At 67.6% G+C, this 18724-nt stretch carries 12 protein-coding genes and 2 tRNA genes; 10 read left to right on the top strand and 4 right to left on the bottom strand.

Translation table 11 applies throughout. The annotated features are described in order from the left end of the window. Positions 1-3: 3 nt before the first annotated feature. From glgA to CZ375_RS06995, 7 genes are all read left to right on the top strand, one after another. Positions 4-1494 (top strand): glycogen synthase GlgA, encoded by a 1491-nt coding sequence (gene glgA, locus CZ375_RS07025; protein WP_077598519.1) that lies wholly within the window; start codon positions 4-6, stop codon positions 1492-1494. A gap of 65 nt (positions 1495-1559) precedes the next feature. After that, a complete protein-coding gene (locus CZ375_RS07020; RefSeq protein ID WP_234966914.1) occupies positions 1560-4787 on the top strand; it encodes a 4-alpha-glucanotransferase in 3228 nt (1075 codons plus the stop codon). Between the two features lie 106 nt (positions 4788-4893). Further along, entirely contained in the window at positions 4894-8358 is a 3465-nt protein-coding gene (gene mfd, locus CZ375_RS07015; RefSeq protein WP_077598517.1) for a transcription-repair coupling factor, read from the top strand. A 1-nt stretch (position 8359) separates the two neighbouring features. Then, complete coding sequence (mazG, locus tag CZ375_RS07010; RefSeq protein WP_077598516.1) at positions 8360-9271, top strand: nucleoside triphosphate pyrophosphohydrolase; 912 nt, start codon at positions 8360-8362, stop codon at positions 9269-9271. Between the two features lie 65 nt (positions 9272-9336). Continuing rightward, the gene (locus tag CZ375_RS07005; protein ID WP_234966913.1) at positions 9337-9870 is read left to right on the top strand and encodes an FtsB family cell division protein; all 534 of its coding nucleotides are present in this window, start codon (positions 9337-9339) and stop codon (positions 9868-9870) included. Beyond that, on the top strand, positions 9858-10853 hold the full coding sequence (locus tag CZ375_RS07000; RefSeq protein WP_077598514.1) for a Ppx/GppA phosphatase family protein: 996 nt from the start codon (positions 9858-9860) through the stop codon (positions 10851-10853). Before CZ375_RS07005 ends, CZ375_RS07000 begins: the two co-directional genes overlap by 13 nt. A gap of 39 nt (positions 10854-10892) precedes the next feature. Continuing rightward, positions 10893-10977, top strand: a tRNA-Leu gene (locus CZ375_RS06995). A gap of 68 nt (positions 10978-11045) precedes the next feature. Here CZ375_RS06995 and CZ375_RS06990 read toward each other — a convergent pair. Next, positions 11046-11120: transfer RNA gene (locus CZ375_RS06990), tRNA-Glu, on the bottom strand. A 149-nt stretch (positions 11121-11269) separates the two neighbouring features. On the opposite strand from CZ375_RS06990, the gene CZ375_RS06985 reads away from it, so the two are divergent. Both CZ375_RS06985 and CZ375_RS06980 read left to right on the top strand, forming a co-directional pair. Next, on the top strand, positions 11270-12976 hold the full coding sequence (locus CZ375_RS06985; RefSeq protein ID WP_327196226.1) for a UTRA domain-containing protein: 1707 nt from the start codon (positions 11270-11272) through the stop codon (positions 12974-12976). Beyond that, positions 12966-13955, top strand: a complete 990-nt coding sequence (locus CZ375_RS06980) for a transketolase family protein (protein WP_077598512.1) — start codon at positions 12966-12968, stop codon at positions 13953-13955. Before CZ375_RS06985 ends, CZ375_RS06980 begins: the two co-directional genes overlap by 11 nt. Before the next feature lie 15 nt (positions 13956-13970). On the opposite strand, the gene CZ375_RS06975 is transcribed toward CZ375_RS06980, so the two are convergent. Both CZ375_RS06975 and CZ375_RS06970 read right to left on the bottom strand, forming a co-directional pair. Continuing rightward, on the bottom strand, positions 13971-14942 hold the full coding sequence (locus tag CZ375_RS06975; RefSeq protein ID WP_077598511.1) for a hypothetical protein: 972 nt from the start codon (positions 14940-14942) through the stop codon (positions 13971-13973). Beyond that, on the bottom strand, positions 14942-16018 hold the full coding sequence (locus tag CZ375_RS06970) for a response regulator receiver protein (RefSeq protein ID WP_077598510.1): 1077 nt from the start codon (positions 16016-16018) through the stop codon (positions 14942-14944). The genes CZ375_RS06975 and CZ375_RS06970 overlap by 1 nt, the downstream gene beginning before the upstream one ends. A gap of 419 nt (positions 16019-16437) precedes the next feature. Here CZ375_RS06970 and CZ375_RS06965 point away from each other — a divergent pair, with 419 nt between their 5' ends. Next, a complete protein-coding gene (locus tag CZ375_RS06965) occupies positions 16438-17652 on the top strand; it encodes an iron-containing alcohol dehydrogenase (protein ID WP_077598509.1) in 1215 nt (404 codons plus the stop codon). A 265-nt stretch (positions 17653-17917) separates the two neighbouring features. Here the strand turns inward: CZ375_RS06965 and CZ375_RS06960 are convergent, their stop codons facing one another. Continuing rightward, positions 17918-18703, bottom strand: a complete 786-nt coding sequence (locus CZ375_RS06960) for a GntR family transcriptional regulator (protein WP_159438391.1) — start codon at positions 18701-18703, stop codon at positions 17918-17920. Between the last annotated feature and the right edge of the window lie 21 nt (positions 18704-18724).

Here is an 18724-nt window from a genome sequence, read left to right as displayed (position 1 = left end):
CGCATGTCAGACAGGGTCAGGAGAAAGATCAGGCTGCTCTTCGCCGCGTCCGAGGCGGTGCCCTTCGTGAAGACGGGCGGGCTGGGAGACGTTGCGGGCTCGCTTCCGCGCTCGCTCAAGCAGGCCGGCGCGAAAGCGGCGGTCATCATGCCCAAGTACGGATCCATCCCCCAGGAGTACCAGGAGAAGATGAGGCACGTGGCGGACTTCTACGTGCCGCTCTCCTGGAGGAGCGTCTACTGCGGCATCGAGAGGCTCAGCTGGCAGGGCGTGGACTTCTACTTCGTGGACAACGAGGCGTACTTCAAGCGCGACGGCATCTATGGCTACTTCGACGACGGGGAGCGCTTCGCGTTCTTCTCGAAGGCCATCTGCGAGGCCATCATGCGCCTGCCCGAGCTGCAGTGCGACGTGCTCCACTGCAACGACTGGCAGACCGCCCTCGCCCCGGTCTTCCTGCGCGAGTTCTACGGCTCCTCCGAGGCCTGCCGTAAGGTGAAGACCATCTTCACCGTGCACAACGTCAAGTTCCAGGGCCAGTACTCCGACCAGGTCCTGGGCGACGTCCTGGGCCTTGCCGACAACCCCACCGCAGCCGGCCAGCTCTACTGTGACGACGGCTCCGTCAACTTCATGAAGGGCGCGCTCTGCTATGCGGACCTCATCACCACGGTGAGCCCAAGCTACGCCTGCGAGCTTCAGATGCCCTTCTACGGAGAGGGCATGGACGGCATCTTCCGTCGCAGGTCATCGGTGCTGCGAGGCATCCTCAACGGCATCGACCAGGACGCCTGGAACCCAAAGACGGACCCCTTCATCGCCAGGCCCTATGGTGTCAGGAACCTTGCGGGCAAGGCCGAGAACAAACGCCAGCTCCAGCGTGAGCTGGGCCTTGCCGAGGACCCCACGCGCCCGCTGGTGGTCATGATCGGCCGCCTTACCAACCAGAAGGGCCTGGGCCTGGTGCGCTATGCCATGGGCAGGCTCATGGAACGTGGCGTTCAGGTGGCGGTCCTGGGCACGGGCGACAAGGACCAGGAGGACGCGTTCAAGTACTTCGACTGGACCTACGGGGACCAGATGTGCGCCCGCATCGCCTTCGACAACGCGCTCAGCCACCGCATGTACGCGGGTGGGGACATCCTGCTCATGCCCTCCGAGTTCGAGCCCTGCGGCCTCTCCCAGATGATCGCCATGCGCTACGGAACCCTTCCCGTGGTGCGCGAGACGGGCGGGCTGCAGGACAGCGTTGTTCCCTACAACAGGTTCACGGGGGAGGGGACGGGCTTCCGCTTCGCCAACATGAATGCGGACGAGATGGCGGACGTGCTGCTCGAGGCCTGCGAGCTGTTCTGGACGGACGCCAAGGCTTGGTCTAAGCTACAGCGGCAGGCCATGGGAGGCGACTTCTCCTGGGACCGAGCCGCCGACGAGTACCTCGACATCTACCACGACCTGCACCCGGAGATCATCAGGTACAACAAGAAGAGGTAGAGCTCTTGAGGGCCAGGCACGTTACTTCCGATAGCCAGTACAGAGATCCATTCGGCGCCATCCAGGTGGGAGGCGCCGTTTTCCTGTCCATAGACGTCTGGGACGAGCCCGATGCCACGGCCCGGCTGCGGCTCTGGACGGATGACAGGGGAGAGCGCCTGCTGGAGATGCGCGGCGAGCCCCAGGGTGACCACCTGCGCTTCTCGCTGAGCCTCGTGCCGGAGGAGGCCGAGCTCGTCTGGTACAGCTTCCAGGTCACGGCGGCGGATGGTGCCGTGTGGCGCTACGGAGCTGCCACGGAGCACGGGCACGGCGAGGGAGCCTTTGCCTTCGGCGAGCCCCCCTCGTTCCAGCTCACCGTGTACGAGCGCAGGCGCACCAAACAACCCGAGTGGTTCAAGGGGGCCGTCGCATACCAGATCTTCCCCGACCGCTTCGCGCGCGGCGAGGGCTGGCAGGGGCTTGTCGAGACGGGGCTCTCGCGTCCCCGCAGGGGGCCTGCGCGCAGGCTGGTGGACGACTGGTCCCTCTCGCCGCGCTATGAGCGCACCGAGGAGGGGCGCATCGCGGCCTGGGACTTCTATGGGGGGACCCTGGGGGGCATCAGGGAGCGGCTGGGTTACCTCGAGGCCCTGGGGATTGGCGTCATCTACCTCAACCCCATCTTCGAGGCGGCCTCCAACCATCGCTATGACACGGCGGACTACCTGCGCATAGACCCCATGCTGGGCAGCGAGGAGGACTTCAGGGCCCTGTGCCTGGAAGCCGCCTCACATGGCATATCCATCATCTTGGACGGCGTCTTCAACCACGTTGGCGCCGATTCCCGCTACTTCAACCGCTATGGCAACTACGGCAGCTCGGGCGCCTGCCAGGACGAGCACTCCCCCTACCGCGAGTGGTTCAGCTTCGAGGAGGACGGCAGCTACGACAGCTGGTGGGGGGTGGACGACCTGCCTGCCGTGCGCGAGGACAGCGCCTCCTTCCGCGAGCTCATCTGCGGGCACGACGGCGTGGTGCGCAAGTGGCTGCGCCTGGGCGCGCGAGGCTGGCGCCTGGACGTCGCTGACGAGCTGAGCGACGAGTTCATAGAGGACATCAAGGCCGCCGCCCTGGCGGAGCGGCCTGACGCCGTGGTCATCGGCGAGGTGTGGGAGGACGCGTCGAACAAGCGCGCCTATGGCAGGCTGAGGCGCTATTTCCAGGGTCTCGAGCTGGACGGCAGTATGAACTACCCCCTGCGCGGCGCAATCCTCGACTACCTCACCAACAAGGCCCCCGCCTCGGCGCTGGCAGGCACCCTCGAATCACTCCAGGAGAACTATCCGCGCGAGAACCTCATGTGCGAGCTCAACATGCTGGGAAGCCACGACCGCGCGCGCCTGCTCACGCTGCTGGGGGACGCCCCTGACCCCGACGGGCTCTCGGAGGAGGGGCGAGCGGCGTTCCGCCTGGGAGACGACCAGCGCAGCCTGGCCGTGAGTCGCCTTTGGATCGCGGCGCTTCTGCAGATGACGCTGCCCGGCGTGCCCTGCGTCTACTACGGCGACGAGGCGGGGCTGGAGGGCTACGCAGACCCCTTCAACCGTGGCAGCTTCCCCTGGGGAGCCGAGGATCACGACTGCCTCGACATCTACCGCAACGCCATCGCCCTGAGGAAGGCCCTTCCCGTCCTGGTCGATGGAGATGCGGTGCCCTTCTCCGTGGGCGAGGACGTCTTCGGCTTCTGGCGCACGGGCGAGGGCGGCAAGGTGTGCGTGCTGGTGAACGCCTCGCTCGAAAGCTCCCATACGGTGCGCATACCCGCAGCCGGCCCCTGCGCGGACGATGTGGTCTCGGGTCGCGCGTGCCCCCTCGAGGGGGGCGAGGCCGAGGTCTTCCTCTGGCCGCTTGGAAGCTCGGTTATCAGCTTCCACGAGGGGCTGCGCCTGCAGGCCCCCCTCGCGCGGGGGATGGGCGTGCTCTGCCACATCAGCTCCCTTCCCAACCCGCACCGGCCTGGGCAGCCGGGCACCCTGGGCGAGCCCGCCTACCGCTTTGTGGACATGCTCGCTGCCGCGGGGCAGCGCTACTGGCAGGTGCTTCCCGTGAACCCCACGGACGCGTTTGGCTCTCCGTATGCGGGCAACTCGGCCTTTGCAGGCAACGCGGGGCTCATGTGGGGCGGGTCCGAGGGGGAGGGCCCCACGGCCTTCTCGGCCGACTTCGAGGGAACGCCGGAGTACCGCCGCTTCCTCGAGGAGAACGAGGACTGGCTTCTGCCCTATGCCTGCTACGCGACCATCAAGGGGCGCCTGGGCGGCTTGCCCTGGCAGGAGTGGCCGCAGGCCTGGCGCAGCTGGGACGAGGCGCTTGCCTCCCAGGAGGAACTTGCCGCCGGCGTGAGGCATGCCTGCGGCGTGCAGTACGCCTTCATGCGCCAGTGGGGGGAGCTGCGCCGCTATGCCAACGAGCGTGGCGTGAGGATCATAGGCGACATGCCCATGTACGTCTCGGCGGACTCCGCCGACGTCTGGGCAAGTCGAGAGCTCTTCGTGCTGGACGAGGCCGGCGCGCCGGCGCTGCAGGCGGGGGCGCCGCCCGATGACTTTGCAAGGGACGGTCAGCTTTGGGGCAACCCCACCTACAACTGGCGCCTCATGCGCGCGCAGGGCTACGCCTGGTGGCTGCGCCGCCTCAGGCGCGCCTTCGAGCTGTATGACTACGTGCGTTTGGACCACTTCCTGGGCTTCTCGTCCTATTACACCATTCCCAAGGGCAAGACGGTGCCTGAGGGATCCTGGAGCTTCGGCCCCGGCCTGGAGCTCTTCGAGCGCGCGAGAGAGGAGCTGGGTCCCCTGCCAGTCGTTGCCGAGGACCTGGGCAGCATCACGCCCGCCGTGCGAGCGTTGGTTTCCGCGACGGGCTTCCCTGGCATGGACGTGATCCAGTTCAGCGACGGAGACGTGCGCGAGGGCTACCGTCCCGCCCCCGGAAAGCTCGTGTACAGCTCCACGCATGACACCAACACGCTTCTGGGCTGGTGCGAGGAGCGCTATGGGCAAGAGGCGGGTCAGGCGCGCGATCTGGCGGGCAAGCTGCTGGAGAGCTGTCTCGCAAGCGAGGCGCAGGTGGTCATGGTGCCGCTGCAGGACGTGCTGTCCCTTGGCGCCGAGGCGCGCATGAACGTGCCGGGGGTGGCAGAGGGCAACTGGAGGTGGCAGGCGGGGCCAGGCTCCCTGGAGGAGGCTGGCGCGAGGCTGGTGGGCCTTGCCCGAAGGAGCGGGAGGCTCGGGGGCGGAAGCGCCGCCTGAGCGCAGGTCCCAGAATCCCGTGCCACCGTCCATGGCGCTACGCCTAGAATCGAGAGGAGCACAGGAACATTTCCTGTTGCAGCCCCGTCGTTAGGACTCTTGCTTCATGTTCATCAACCGCGTTGCCCAGCAGCTCTTTACCGCGCCTGAGCTGCAGCCTCTTCTTCACGAGCTCGACCAGGGCGCAGACGCCAACCTGGCCGTCGCCCAAAGCGCCCGCCCCCTTCTGGCGGCTGCCGTCTGGGCGCGCGACCCCAGGCCCTGCCTGCTGGTGGTGCCCGGCGAGGAGGCCGCAGACCGCATGGCGCGCTCCATCGCCGCGTGGCTGGGAATGGACGTGGTGCGCCGATATCCCGAGCGCCGAGACTGGCCGTGGTCTGACAAGCCAGCGGATGACTCCGTGGTGGGGGCGCGCTGCAACGCCGTCGCGCGCCTCTCGGCAGGGGAGAGGTGCCTGGTCGTTGCCAGCGCCCGCGCGCTGCTGCGCCGCGTCCCCCCTGTGGGCTCCGGCTACTTTGCCGCCTGCACGCTCTCGGTGGGAGACCAGCTCGAGTTCGAGGACGTGGGCCGCCTACTGGTGGGCATGGGCTATGCGGATGCGGGAGACGCCCTCAGCGTGACCGCTCCCGGCAGCTTTCACGTGCACGGGGACGCCGTGGACGTCTTTCCTGCCCAGGCATCCTTCCCCGTGCGCATAGAGTTCTTCGGAGACGAGGTTGACCGCGTCCGCCGCATGGTGCCGTCAACGGGCCAGACCATCGGCGATCTCGAGGGCGTCACCGTGGCTCCCTGCCGCGAGATGGCCCTCACGCCAGAGACCATAGGCCGCGCGGAGGACGCGCTCTTCAACCGTGCGCAGGACTCCTCGAGGCTTGCCGCCGACCTCGAGCTCATCCGCCAGGCCTCCGCAGCGCCCGTGCTGGACAAGTACCTGGCGGAGCTCTATGGGGCAACGGCGAGCCCCATAGAGCACCTTTCGAGGGAGACCCTGGTCATGCTGTCGGAGCCGCGGGCGCTCTTCGACGACTGCCAGCGCGCGAACGACGAGATAGGTGCCGCCGCGCAGGCGGCCCGCGTGCGTCCCGAGGGCCTCTTCACCTCCCCGCGCGAACTTGACTTCGGCAGTCAGCAGCGACTCTCGCTCTCCTCCATCCTGCGCGCGGGAGGCAGCGCGACCGCAGAGCTCGAGGTGCGCCAGCCCGGCATCGCGGGATCGGACGGCAAGCTGCTGGGCCGTGTGCGCCAGCTGCTGGCAGGCAACTCCTCCGTGGTCTTCGCGGTGCCCGACCGCGCCGCCCGCGAGGCCCTCGAGCTCAGCTTCACTGACGAGGGCATAGCGCTGCGCGAGTCCCTGGGAAGCGCGCCCGAGAACAACGTTCCCGTGACTTCGGAGGACGCGGCAAGGGCCCCCGAGCCCCTGGACCGTGGCAAGGTGACCTTCTTCGACGCCCCCGTGCCGGCGGGCATCGTGGTCCCCTCGGCGAGCCTGGCGGTGCTCTCCGTGTCAGACCTCACGGCGCGCATGGCTAAGCATCGCCGCAGCCGCCGCGTGGACCCCACCACGGTCACCTTCCCCTTCAAGCCCGGAGACTACGTGGTCCATGCCACTCATGGCATCGCGCTCTTCTCGCAGATCGTGCGGCAGGAGGTGGCGGGGCGCGAGAGGGACTACTTCCTCCTCGAGTACGCCGGCGCGGACAAGCTCTTCGTGCCCCTGGAGCAGGTGGACCGCGTCACGCGCTACGTGGGGCCGGATGGCAGCAGCCCACGCCTCACCCGCCTTAACACGGCCGACTGGTCGCGCGCGACGGGCAAGGCCCGCAAGAGCGCCAAGAAGCTGGCGTTCGACCTGGTCGACCTCTACACCAGGCGCTCGGCCGTGGCGGGCCACCCCTTCTCCCTGGACGGCCCCGCCCAGCTGGACATGGAGGCGAGCTTCCCCTACGAGATGACGCCCGACCAGGCGAGCGCGCTGGCGGACATCAAGGCGGACATGGAGGCCGCCAAGCCCATGGACCGCCTGCTCTGCGGAGACGTGGGCTTCGGCAAGACCGAGGTGGCGCTGCGCGCGGCGTTCAAGTGCTGCCAGGACGGCTGCCAGGTCATGGTGCTTTGCCCCACCACCATCCTGGCGCAGCAGCACTTCGAGACCTTCTTCTCTCGCTTCGCCCCCTTCGACCTCAAGGTCGCCGTCCTCTCTCGCTTCGTGACGTCCGCCCAGCAGCGCCGGGCGCTGGAGGGGTTCCAGGACGGAAGCGTGAGTGTGCTCATCGGCACGCATCGGCTGCTCTCGGCCGACGTGAACCCCCACAGCCTGGGACTGGTCATCATCGACGAGGAGCAGCGCTTCGGCGTGCAGCACAAGGAGCAGCTCAAGAACATGCGCGAGCAGGTGGACGTGCTGACCCTCTCGGCCACCCCCATCCCGCGCACCATGCAGATGTCCATGAGCGGCGTGCGCGACATGAGCCTCATCCTCACGCCTCCGCCGGGACGACTGCCCGTGAAGGTGACGGTGGGGGAGTGGGACCCGGACGTGGTCTCCGAGGCCATCCGCGCCGAGCTCGAGCGAGGGGGCCAGGTCTACTACGTCTCCAACCGCGTGACCACCATCGACGACGCGGTGGACCGCGTGCACGAGGCGGCGCCCGAGGCCCGCGTGGGCATAGCGCATGGCAAGATGGGCGCCGCCCAGGTGGAGAACGTGATGCTGCAGTTCCAGGAGCACGAGATCGACGTGCTGGTGGCAACCACCATCATCGAGAGCGGCATCGACAACCCACACACCAACACCCTGATTATCGAGGACTCCCAGAGGCTGGGCCTGGCCCAGCTCTATCAGCTCAAGGGTCGCGTGGGCCGAGGGCGCACCCAGGCGTTCGCCTACTTCATGTTCCCAGGCGAGCTGCCGCTCACCCCCGAGGCAACCGACCGTCTCACGGCGATCAACGAGTACCAGGACCTGGGCAGCGGCATGCGCATAGCCATGAGGGACCTGGAGATTCGCGGGGCGGGCTCGCTCATGGGCGGAGAGCAGCACGGCAACCTCTCCAGCGTGGGCTTCGACCTCTTCACCCAGATGCTGGGCCAGGCCGTGGCGGAGGCTCGCGGGGAGACGGGCGAGGTGGAGCTGCCGGAGGCCACCATCAACCTGCCCGCGGACTTCTACCTGGCCGAGGAGTATCTGCCCGAGGTGGACAGGCGCGTCCTGACGTACCGCCGACTGGCCGCGGCCACGGAGCTGATCCAGGTGGACGAGCTGCAGATGGAGCTCGAGGAGTGCTTTGGCGCCCTGCCTTTGGCGGGGAGGAACCTCTTCGACCGCGCCCGCGTGAGGATCCGGGCCCAGCGCCTGGGCGTGACGTCCATCTCGCTGGCAAACGGGCGAATCACCTACCAGGGATTGGAGCTCGCGCGCCAGCTGGCGCTCAAGTTCAAGGAGAGGCGCGGCATCTATCACGCCACCAGCAGGAAGCTCTCTTACCCCTTCCATGCGGGCAGGGAGGAGCTGCTGCCGGCGGCATTGGGCGTGTTGGAGGAAGTGGGCGGAGACGACGAGGGGGACGAGTAGCATGGGCGAGAAGGCCATGGAAGAGCGCGTGGCGGAGCTTGCCGCGCAGGTGGACGCAGAGACCGCCGCGAGGCCGGGCGCCCCTGCGGCCCATCCCGAGTTCGACCGCCTGGCACGCACCATCTGGCGGCTGCGCCAGCCGGACGGATGTCCCTGGGACAGGGATCAGACCCATCGCAGCATCACGCGCAACATGATAGAGGAGGCCTACGAAGCGGTTGACTGCATCGAGGCAAGCGATTCCGTCCACCTGCGCGAGGAGCTGGGAGACGTGCTCGAGCAGGTGCTCCTGCACGCCCAGATCGCCGCGGACTCGGGCGAGTTCACCCTGGACGACGTGTGCCGCGACCTCAACGAGAAGCTTGTCCGCCGCCACCCGCACGTCTTTGGGGACGCGGAGGACGCGTGCGCGGTAGACTCTGCCGGGCAGGTCCTGGACATCTGGGACGCGGTAAAGCGACGGGAGCGCGAGGGTGCGGATGACGAGGGGCCGAAGCAGGGCCTCCTCGACAGCGTGCCCTCCTCCCTGCCCGCGCTCATGCAGTGCCAGAAGATCTCGAGGCGTGCGGCGAAGGTGGGCTTCGAGTGGCCGAGCGTGGCTGACGTGTGGCTGCAGGTGGAGTCCGAGAGGAGGGAGTTCGAGGCCGAGGAGCGCGGGAGCGATTCTGCGGCGGAGGAGTTCGGAGACATCCTCTTCTCCCTGGTGAACGTGGCTCGTCACGAGCACATCGATGCCGAGGAGGCCCTTGCACGCAGCAATCGCAAGTTCCGGCGCCGCTGGTCCCGCATGGAGGCCCTTGCGTGCGAAGAGGGGCTGCGCGTGGACGACCTTTCCCCTGAGCGCCTCGAGGAGCTTTGGAAGCTCGTGAAGCTTGAGGAGCGCGCGGGCTCCGGGACGGACGCTCTGGTATAACTGAGGCAGGAGCCGCGCTTCCTAAGGCGCGGCGCTTGGCCAAGACGAAGATGAGACGAAGCAGCATGAGCCAAGGTTCACCCAAGACATCAGGGGGGGTGCCACGCCCCTCCGCACGCGCCCGCGACAAGCGCGAGACGAATGCCGCCGCGCGGCGCGGAAAAGCCAGGTCAGCCTTGTCCGTCTGTGCGGACGGGCTTTCCGGCATCGCCTCGTGGGCAGGGGCGCACAAGCTGATCTCCGGCTTCGTCGTGATCGTCCTGGCCCTCTTGGCCATGCTCTACGGACCGGTGCGCGAATACTACGCCGCCATGCGCACGGGACAGGACCTGCAGGCCAAGTACGATGACATCTCTCGAGAGAACGCCTCGCTCGCGGGCGACCTCAACCGGCTCCAGTCCCGCGAGGGCATAGAGGACGAGGCCCGCAGGCGGGGATATGTGAGCGAGGGGGAGACCAGCGTGACGGTGAAGGGCCTTCCTGAGGAGCAGAGGCGCGACCCGTCTGCCGCAGACGAGTACCAGGACACGCGAGACGAGCTCACCCGACTGCTCGACGCGCTCTTCCGCTATGACCCGGTGGAGACATGGAACTCGTAGCCTGCATAGACATAGGTACCGTGACCTGCCGTCTTGCGGTGGCAGAGGTGGATGGCGGCCGCGTGGGAAGGCTCGCCAAGCGCTCCGTCATCTGCAACCTGGGCGAGGGGCTGGGCGCCACGGGCGCGATCTCTGGCGCCTCGTGCGGACGCGTGCTGGGGACCGTTGACGCCTATCTGCAGATGGCGCGCCAGCTGGGCGCGACCCACGCCTGCTGCACCCTCACCTCCGCAGCTCGCGATGCCTCTAACGTGCAGGTCATCCTGGATGGCCTGCGCATCCGCGGCCTTGAGCCTCAGGTCATCTCCGGCGAGGTCGAGGGCTCTCTCACCTTCCTGGGCGTGGCGCAAGACTTCAGGGGCCAACGCATCCTGGTGGCGGACAATGGTGGCGGGTCAACCGAGCTTGCCGTGGGAGGCCTGGGCGAGGGGCTCCGGCTTGATCTCGTGCGCTCCACGGACGTGGGCTGCAGGCGCATCACGGAGCGCTTCCTCTCCGTGCAAGACCCCCCTTCCGCCGAGGACGTGGCTGTGGCCCGGGGGTTTGCCGAGGGGCTCTTTGCGCCAGCGCTGGAAGACGCGGGCCTTGCGCGCGCCGCTCGTGGTCTGCGCCCTGACGTCCTCGTGGTGACGGGCGGGACGGCAACCAGCCTCGTTGCCGTCAAGAAGGCGCTCGTGCCCTATGATCCCGCGCAGGTGCATCTGGCGCAGCTCTCCCGCGAGGAGGTGGAGGGGCTCTGCGAGAGGCTCTCCGGCCTTACCATGGCGAAGCGTGCCCAGCTGCCGGGGCTCCAGCCCCAGCGCGCCGAGGTCATCCTGGGAGGGGCCCTCGCCATTGCGGAGCTCATGCGCCTCTCGGGCTTCGGGCGGCTCACGGTGAGCGAGAGCGACCTGCTCTTTGGCCTGGCGCTTTGTGCAGCTGACGCGCTTGCGGGAGCTGCCTCGAGGCTGGGCTGGACGCCCCGGATGCGCCCGCTCTTGTAGCCTAAGGCCGTCGGTAGGTGTGCTAGGCTTTTCTCGCACGGGGGTGTGGCGGAATTGGCATACGCAGCGGACTTAAAATCCGCGGCCGAAAGGATTGTGGGTTCGAGTCCCACCGCCCCTACCACGCACGCGACGCGCCGCGGCAGAGAAAGGCGGCCGTCCAGACCTTGGACAGCCGCCCTGTGCGCTCGATGGTGCCCCCAACGAGACTCGAACTCGTGTCGCCGCCTTGAAAGGGCGGTGTCCTAACCACTAGACGATGGGGACGCGGGAGCAAGTATATATCAAATCGAACGGAAGTTTTTTGTGTCGAATCGCCTGTGCAGGTACTCCTCGGCCGAGGGATTCCTACCATGGGATACTCCTGTACACAGGATGTCCTGTATAGAAGTTATCCATAAGCGAGGTGGTTGCTCGTGTCGCCAGAGGGAGTCTTCTTCCCCACGCCCAATGCCCCTATGGGTGAGGGCGCGTCGGTGCGCCTGGCAATCGTTCCCGACTCAGACAGCCCCCTGCACGTGCAGCTCGCCTCCGTCATTCGCGAGAAGATAGACACGCGCGAGTGGCTGGAGGGGACGGCCATCCCCTCCGAGACCGAGCTCATGAGGAACTTTGGCATCAGCCGTGGGACGGTGCGCCATGCCATCCGCACCCTGGTCGCAGAGGGCTACCTGCGCTCCGTCAAGGGCAGTGGGACCTTTGTGGCAGAAGGCGGCCTGGTGCGCCCCGCCACCCGCCGCCCACTTTCCTTCTCCGCCCTCCTGCGTGAGCGCGGGCTTGACTTCCGCACCAAGGTCCTCGCGCGGAGCAGCCTGCCCGCCACGCGCGAGGTGGCTCGCCAGCTGAGCGTGGCCGAGGGGTCTCCCGTCATGTTCATGCGCCGTGTGCGCTCGGTGGGGGGCTCTCCCGTCGTCTGCCAGGAGAGCTGGTCGAACCTCCTCGCTTGCCCCGGCCTTGACCAAGCGGACTTCGAGAGCGAGTCGCTCTTCGACGCCGTGGAGCGCTGCTCTGCCAGGAGGATCACCTCCTCCACGGTCCACTACCTCTCCGTGAGGGCAGGGGAGGAGCACGCGTCCTATCTGGGTTGTGGCGCAGACGACCCCGTGCTGGCGCTCGAGCAGCGCATCTCCCTGGACGACGGCACGCCCATCGAATGGAGCCTCACCTGGCTGCGCCCCGGCGAGTCCGTGGTGGGCGTCTCCCTGGAGGACCAGCTGGCCCTGGGCAGGGCGGGCCTGCGCCAGGCATCGGAGCCACGCTCCACGCCCGAGAGGCGTGCCCTCGCGCTGAGGCTCGAGCGCGGCGCTCTGGACGTGCGCCGCGGAGTCACTGAGCTCGCGCATCGCTACCTGGGCGTTCCCTTCCACTTCGGGGGAGCCTTCTCCATGGCGGAGCTCGTCTCGGTGCTCTACGGCCACGTCATGCGCACGGGCAAGGACGGAACCCCATGGGAGCAGAGGGACCGTCTGGTCCTCTCGAAGGCGCATGCCTCCATCGCCCTCTATCCAGCGATGCTCCAGGCGGGCCTCCTCTCGCAGGAGGACCTTGACCGGGGGATCTTTGGCCCCGACGCGGTGATAGCCAAACATCCCGACCGCGACCCCTCGCGTGGGCTCGAGGTCTCTGGCGGGAGCCTGGGCATGGGGCTGGGCTATGCGGTGGGGCTTGCCCTGGCCCTCAGGAGACGCAGGTCGGCAGCCCGGGTGTTCTGCATCGTGGGCGATGGCGAGTGCGACGAGGGCTCAATCTGGGAATCCGCCGCGCTGGCGGGGCATCTGGGGCTCTCGGCCCTCACGGTGATCGTGGACGCAAACGGCATGCAGCTGGATGGCCCCACGTCAGAGGTGCTGGACAATGGGCCCATCCAGCGCAAGTTCGCCTCCTTTGGCTTTGACGTGCAGGAGGTCAGCGCCCACGACGTCCTTGCGCTGGCGGATGCGCTGGCCGCCCGGCCCCACGCAGCACGGCCCCTCGCCCTCGTCTCTCGCGGGGTGAAGGGCTACGGCGTCTCCTTCGTCGAGAACGACATCGCCTGGCACGACAAGGCGCTCGACGAGGAGACCTATCGCAAGATCACAGACGAGCTCGACCGGCGTGGAAGGGAGCTCGCTAATGAGCGATGACATGCTCGTGAGCCCAGAGGACGCCCAGCGCCTCTCATGCATGGGCCACAGGCAGATCTTCGGAGAGGTGATGGGTGTCCTCGCCCAGGAGGGCCCCAGCCTCACCGTGGTGGTGTCAGACTACGGACGCCGCCTCAACCTGGGGCGCTTCCGCCAGACGCTGCCCGAGGGCTTCGTGCAGTGCGGCATTGCCGAGCAGAACCAGGTGGAGGTGGCGTCGGCCCTTGCCAACGAGGGCCTCACCACCTTTGCGGTGGGATACGCCTCGTTCCTCTCGGCGCGCGCCCTTGACCAGGTGCGCGTGAGCCTGGGCATCATGGGGTCGCCGGCCATCCTGGTGGGTGTGAGCGGCGGGTGCGACTCCGGTGCCCTGGGACCCAGCCACATGGCCATAGAGGACCGTGGCAACATGCGCCAGATTCCGGGAATGACGGTCATCAGTCCCGCGGACGGCGCGGAGTTCGCAGCAGTGCTGATGGAGCTTGCCCGCAACCCCCGGCCGGCCTACGTCTGCATGAACGACGGCGACGGCCGCAACCTCCACCCTGACGGCATACCCGCTGCAGGCGTCGGCGCCCCACAGGAGCTGTGCGCGCGCGATGGGGCGGGGGTGACCCTGCTCTCCAGCGGAACCATCGGCTCGCGCGCGCTGGATGCCGCCCGCATGCTTGGCAGGAGGGGCGTTCCCTGCCAGCTGGTCGCGCTTCCCACGCTGAAGCCCTTTGGTCTTTGCGACGCCTGCGTTGCCGACGGCTGCAGGCTGTTGGTGAGCGTCGAGGAGCATGCCCGCATGGGCGGCCTGGGAAGCGCCGTGGCGGAGTGGCTGGCGGACGCCGGCCACGGCACGCCGCTCCTGCGCTTGGGCATGCCGGACGCCTACCTCAAGGCAGACACCAGGGACGCCCTGCTTGACCGTGCGGGACTGAGCCCCGAGGGAATCGCGCAAAGCGTCGAGGAGCGTCTGTCCCGCCTGCCCTAGCGCCCGACGCCCGGCCTACCAGTCGAAGCCCGAGCGGTCCGCAAAGGCCTTGGCCCGTGCCAGCATGTCCTGCTGGGACTCGACCCAGGCGGGCAGGTCTGGCACGTCCACGATGATCGGGTCCGCCTCATGCACGGCAAGGGTCGCCTCCTCGAAGCTGTAGGGGGCAAAGAGGGGCCGGTCGGGCATGTAGGTGTCAATGAGAACGGGCCTCAGGAGCGCATAGACGCCACCCTCGCACAGCCTGTCGAAGCCCCTGAGCGCACGTCGCGCCGCCGCCAGGCGCCCCAGCTTGAACAGCAGGATGACGCGGCCCAGCGCCGCCCATGAGTCTCCACGGCGAGAGACCCTCGCGTCCAGGGCGTCGAAGCCCTCCTCGTCCTCCAGGCGCGAGAGCGCGAGCGCACAGCTGTGCCGCGCGCCCAGCTCGTCGGCGGGGGAGAGCCCCAGAAGTTCCGAGCTCACGGCGCTTGCCATGCGGTAGCGCGCGGACTCGAGGCAGCTGCGGGCGATGGCGGCCTTCACGCGCAGGCGCGGGCGCACGAAGACGTCGTCCCATGCGTCATGTGCGGCGTCTGGGGTGAGGGGGCCAAGGGACGCCTCGCAGCCCCTCTCGACGTCGAAGAGGAGGTCAAGCGTGGCATCCGGATGGGTGTCTGCTGCAATGCAGAGGCAGAGCCGTGCCTGGGCGCAGCTGGGGTCCAGCGCCAGGGCCTCGTTGCAGTCTGCGCGCATGCGCCTCATGCGCTGGGCGCGCGTCTCCAGGAACTCGTCGTCGTCCAGCAGGTCGTCATCGCCGCGCGAGCTCTCGTAGCGCTCGAGCGCGCTCACCATGAGGCCAAAGGCCTCCTCGGCGGGGTCGTCCACGAAGTCCTGGGGCTTTTCGCGAACGGCCAGCAGCAGCTCGGAGTGACCGGCGGTGGAAAGCCCCATCTTCTCGCCACGCTTGCGGGCGATCCTTTGGACCCACTCGTCACGTAGGCCCATCAGTGCCTGCCTCCCTGCTCGTCTGCGTCGCCTCCAGGCCCCTGCGCTAGGATCTCCAGGCTCTCGGCACGGTCCTCCTCGGGAACGAGGAGGCTCGCCTCCTTCCTCACCCATGCGCCGAACGCCCCGTGGCCGCTCACGTCCCTCCCCTCCTGCAGCAGCACCGTGCACTCCGACACCGCAAGGATGAGCTCGTCCTCGCTGAAGGGCGGCATTGCCAGGCGGGCGAACACGCCGTCGGGCAGCTCGCGCTGGGCGAGGAGCGTGAGCGCCGCATGGGGGTAGCTCTCGCAGAGGCGCCTTACGATCCGGCGGGCCTCGTCCATGTCGCGGCGCTTGTGCGCGAGGGCGCAGCGCGAGAGGAGCAGCCAGGCGTCCTCCCCGCCCCGCTGCCTCACGCAGTCCATCTGGGAGCAGCGCCGCGCAAGCTCCTCGAGGCCCTGCTCGTCCTCCAGCTTCGCATGGGCGATGGCCATGGTGAAGCGCACGTCGGCGCTGTCCTCCCCGTCAAGCTCGAGAAGCCTCTCGCCCGCGCGCAGCGCCTCGCGGTTGTGGCCGCAGACGATGGCCTTGGAGGCCAGTGCCGCCAGCCAGCGCAGGTAGGGGCGAAGCGCCAGTTCGGAGAGGAGACCGCCCCGCTCGACTGAGGACCTGGGTCCCTCTTTGAGGAGCTGCCCCTCGCATTGCGCGCGCACCTCGTCGGCACCCTGGCGGAGATAGTCGTAGTAGCCCTCGAAGGAGGGGATGTCCGCCGCCCGCTTCATGCGACGGGCGTCCGGGCAGCCCGGGTCCAGCTGCAGGGCCTCGTCCAGCAGGGCGTGCGCCCTGCCGATGATCTTGTCGCCCGTGTCCTCGTTAGCGAAGGGCAGGCGGTAGTCTATGAGCTCTGTTGCAAGGGCAACCAGGTGGAAGGCGCGATCGGCATCGGTCTGCGGGAGGCCGTCGCGCTCCTGGGTGAAGCGTCTGCCGAAGCCGGAAAAGGCACGTGCCGCGGCGATGGGGCCCTCGCCATCGAGCGAGCGGGCGAAGCGGAGCCCCAGGCGCTGGTAGTCCTCTCTGTTTGGATCAAACGCCATGGCCGCCTCCTCTCCCTGTGCCACACCAAAGGGCAACGTGGTTCATATGCAGGTATCGTACCCGATGCAGGAGGGGGCTGGTGGGGCCATGTGCCGCAGCGGCGTCTTTGCGCCCCCGCCGAAGGTGGGCCCCAAGTTGTACAGTAATTACTATTCATTCAATAATGTCAATGCTTTACCTGAGATTATTCAGTCAATACACTCTTTTTGTAGGTAAATGGTTTTGTATATACAGCTTATATTTCCCAACGGTATCCTAGTCGATGGCATGGAAGCTGGCGCGCACCTGCGCCCGACCCCCATGCCAGCTCGAATTCACAGAGCTGAGGGGGCACGGGCCTTGGGCATCAGGCCTTGGGCCAAAACCCCTCTAAAACTTGTGGCCGGCGCTGGGGGCGCAGGCCAGAAAGGGGAGAGACATGGGACGTTTCACCAATCCGCGTGACCTTTACTTTGGCGAGGGCGCTCGTCACGAGGTGAAGAACCTCAAGGGCAAGAGGGCCATGATCGTCTCCGGCGGCAGCTCCATGCGCCGCGGCGGCTTCCTGCAGGAGATCGAGGCCGACCTCAAGGACGCCGGCTTCGAGGTCGCCTTCTTCGAGGGCGTCGAGTCCGACCCCTCCGTCGAGACGGTCATGAAGGGCGCTGCGGCCATGTCCGAGTTCGGCCCCGACTGGATCGTCGCCGTGGGCGGCGGCAGCCCCATCGACGCCGCCAAGGCCATGTGGATCAAGTACGAGTACCCCGAGTGCACCTTCGAGGATATGTGCAAGGTCTTCGGCCTGCCCGAGCTGCGCAAGAAGGCCCACTTCTGCGCCATCTCCTCCACCTCCGGCACCGCCACCGAGGTCACCGCGTTCTCGATCATCACGGACTACGCCAAGGGCATCAAGTATCCCATCGCCGACTTCGAGATTACGCCCGATGTGGCCATCGTCGACCCTGAGCTCACCTACTCCATGCCCGCCAGGCTCTGCACCCACACCGGCATGGACGCCCTGACCCACTGCATGGAGGCCTACGTCTCCACCGTCGCCTCCGCCTACACCGACGGCCCCGCCCTCCACGGCATCCGTGAGATCACCACCTGGCTGCCCACCTCCTACAAGGGGGACAAGGAGGCCCGCCAGCACATGCATGACGCGCAGTGCATCGCCGGCATTGCCTTCTCCTCGGGCCTTCTGGGCATCGTGCACTCCATGGCCCACAAGACCGGCGCCGCCTTCTCCGGCGGCCACATCATCCACGGCTGCGCCAACGCCATGTACCTGGGCAAGGTCATCCAGTACAACGCCAAGGACGAGCGCGCCGCCGAGCGCTACGCCTTCGTGGCCAAGGAGATCCTGCACCTTGAGGGCGAGACCAACGAGGAGCTCGTCGCCGCTCTCGTGCAGTACATCCGCGACCTCAACGACACCCTGGACATCCCCCAGGCCATCAAGTACTACGGCGAGGGCGGCGTGAAGTCCGAGATCTCCATCATCGATGAGGCAGAGTTCCTCGAGAAGCTCCCTGCCGTCGCTGCCAACGCGATTGCCGACGCCTGCACTGGCGCCAACCCACGCCAGCCGTCTCAGGAGGACATGGAGCAGCTCCTCAAGTGCGTCTACTACGACCTCCCCGTGGAGTTCTAAGCCCCGTTTCCCACGGCACGCCTTCTTGCAGGGAGGCCTCTCGGGTTCGCCCGGGGGGCCTCCCTCGCTTTGACGCGCCCCTCGTCTCGCGCCCCACACTTCTCTCTCGTCCCCGTCGCAGCTGAAAGCTTGCGGAAATCCCCTCAGGAAAAAATTTCCTGTGGCGTCTTCACAATTCAACTGGGCTTTTGTAGGAGAGACCTACAGGAGAATATTCTGTGTGGGTTTCTCGGCCATGCCTGACCGTGCAGCAGGCGACAGGGGCCTACTCCCACACGCGGCGGAGCTCGGTCCCCTCGGTGCTTAGGGTCACCACCAGGCGGCTCTTGTCGCCCGGCTCAATGAGCACGGATGCCTCGAAGGGCCGCCCCGCACTGTCAAACGAGGTGCGAAGCACCCTCAGGGCGGCGCTGCCAGGCCTCACGCCCAGCAGCTTTGCCTCGCTCGCGTCCAGGCACACCGCCTCGTACGCCTCCTCCGCCCGCGCGGGCAGCGCGCCCGACGCCTCAGCGACCAGGGCGTAGAGCGACTGCTCCAGGTCCCTCTCGGTGAGGTCGGGACAGAGCGTGCAGGGAATGTATGCCGTGGCGAGCTGCATGGGCACGTCGTCCCCCAGGCGCAGGCGTCGCACCTCCCACACGGGCGTGCCGTCGGGAAGGCCCAGGCGGCGGGAGACGCCCTTGCTGGATTCGCGTTTGCGCAGACCCAGCACGCGCGAGGCGGCCGTGCGCCCGGCGCTCTCCATCTCGGACGAGAAGCTCAGCTCTGCCCCCGACCTCCCATCGCCCTTCGCAGGGTCTTGCACAAAGGTCCCCTGTCCCCTCCTGCGAGTGACCCGCCCCTCGTCCACCAGGTCCTTGAAGCAACGGCGCACGGTGGCGCGCGAGAGGCCAAAGCGCTCGCAGAGCTGCTTCTCGGTGGGAAGCGGCGTGCTTGCGCCGAGCGCCCCCGTGGCGATCAGCTGCAGGATGCGCTGCTTGAGCTGCTGGTAGAGGGGGGTCTGCGATTCGGCTTCGAGCGGCTGGGCCGCTATGGCGGAGAGGCTGTCCATGGGCGTCCTTGACGGTAATGT

This window comes from Olsenella urininfantis (assembly GCF_900155635.1).
In the GTDB taxonomy this organism is placed as follows: domain Bacteria; phylum Actinomycetota; class Coriobacteriia; order Coriobacteriales; family Atopobiaceae; genus Olsenella_G; species Olsenella_G urininfantis.
This window is presented reverse-complemented; position numbering and strand designations above follow the sequence as displayed.

What these genes read in the sequence shown, in the direction of transcription:
- glgA (WP_077598519.1), top strand. Translation starts at nt 4, where the DNA reads ATGTCAGACAGGGTCAGGAGAAAGATCAGGCTGCTCTTCGCCGCGTCC.
- mfd (WP_077598517.1), top strand. Translation starts at nt 4,894, where the DNA reads ATGTTCATCAACCGCGTTGCCCAGCAGCTCTTTACCGCGCCTGAGCTG.
- mazG (WP_077598516.1), top strand. Translation starts at nt 8,360, where the DNA reads ATGGGCGAGAAGGCCATGGAAGAGCGCGTGGCGGAGCTTGCCGCGCAG.
- CZ375_RS07005 (WP_234966913.1), top strand. Translation starts at nt 9,337, where the DNA reads ATGAGCCAAGGTTCACCCAAGACATCAGGGGGGGTGCCACGCCCCTCC.
- CZ375_RS07000 (WP_077598514.1), top strand. Translation starts at nt 9,858, where the DNA reads ATGGAACTCGTAGCCTGCATAGACATAGGTACCGTGACCTGCCGTCTT.
- CZ375_RS06980 (WP_077598512.1), top strand. Translation starts at nt 12,966, where the DNA reads ATGAGCGATGACATGCTCGTGAGCCCAGAGGACGCCCAGCGCCTCTCA.
- CZ375_RS06975 (WP_077598511.1), bottom strand. Translation starts at nt 14,942, where the DNA reads ATGGGCCTACGTGACGAGTGGGTCCAAAGGATCGCCCGCAAGCGTGGC.
- CZ375_RS06970 (WP_077598510.1), bottom strand. Translation starts at nt 16,018, where the DNA reads ATGGCGTTTGATCCAAACAGAGAGGACTACCAGCGCCTGGGGCTCCGC.
- CZ375_RS06965 (WP_077598509.1), top strand. Translation starts at nt 16,438, where the DNA reads ATGGGACGTTTCACCAATCCGCGTGACCTTTACTTTGGCGAGGGCGCT.
- CZ375_RS06960 (WP_159438391.1), bottom strand. Translation starts at nt 18,703, where the DNA reads ATGGACAGCCTCTCCGCCATAGCGGCCCAGCCGCTCGAAGCCGAATCG.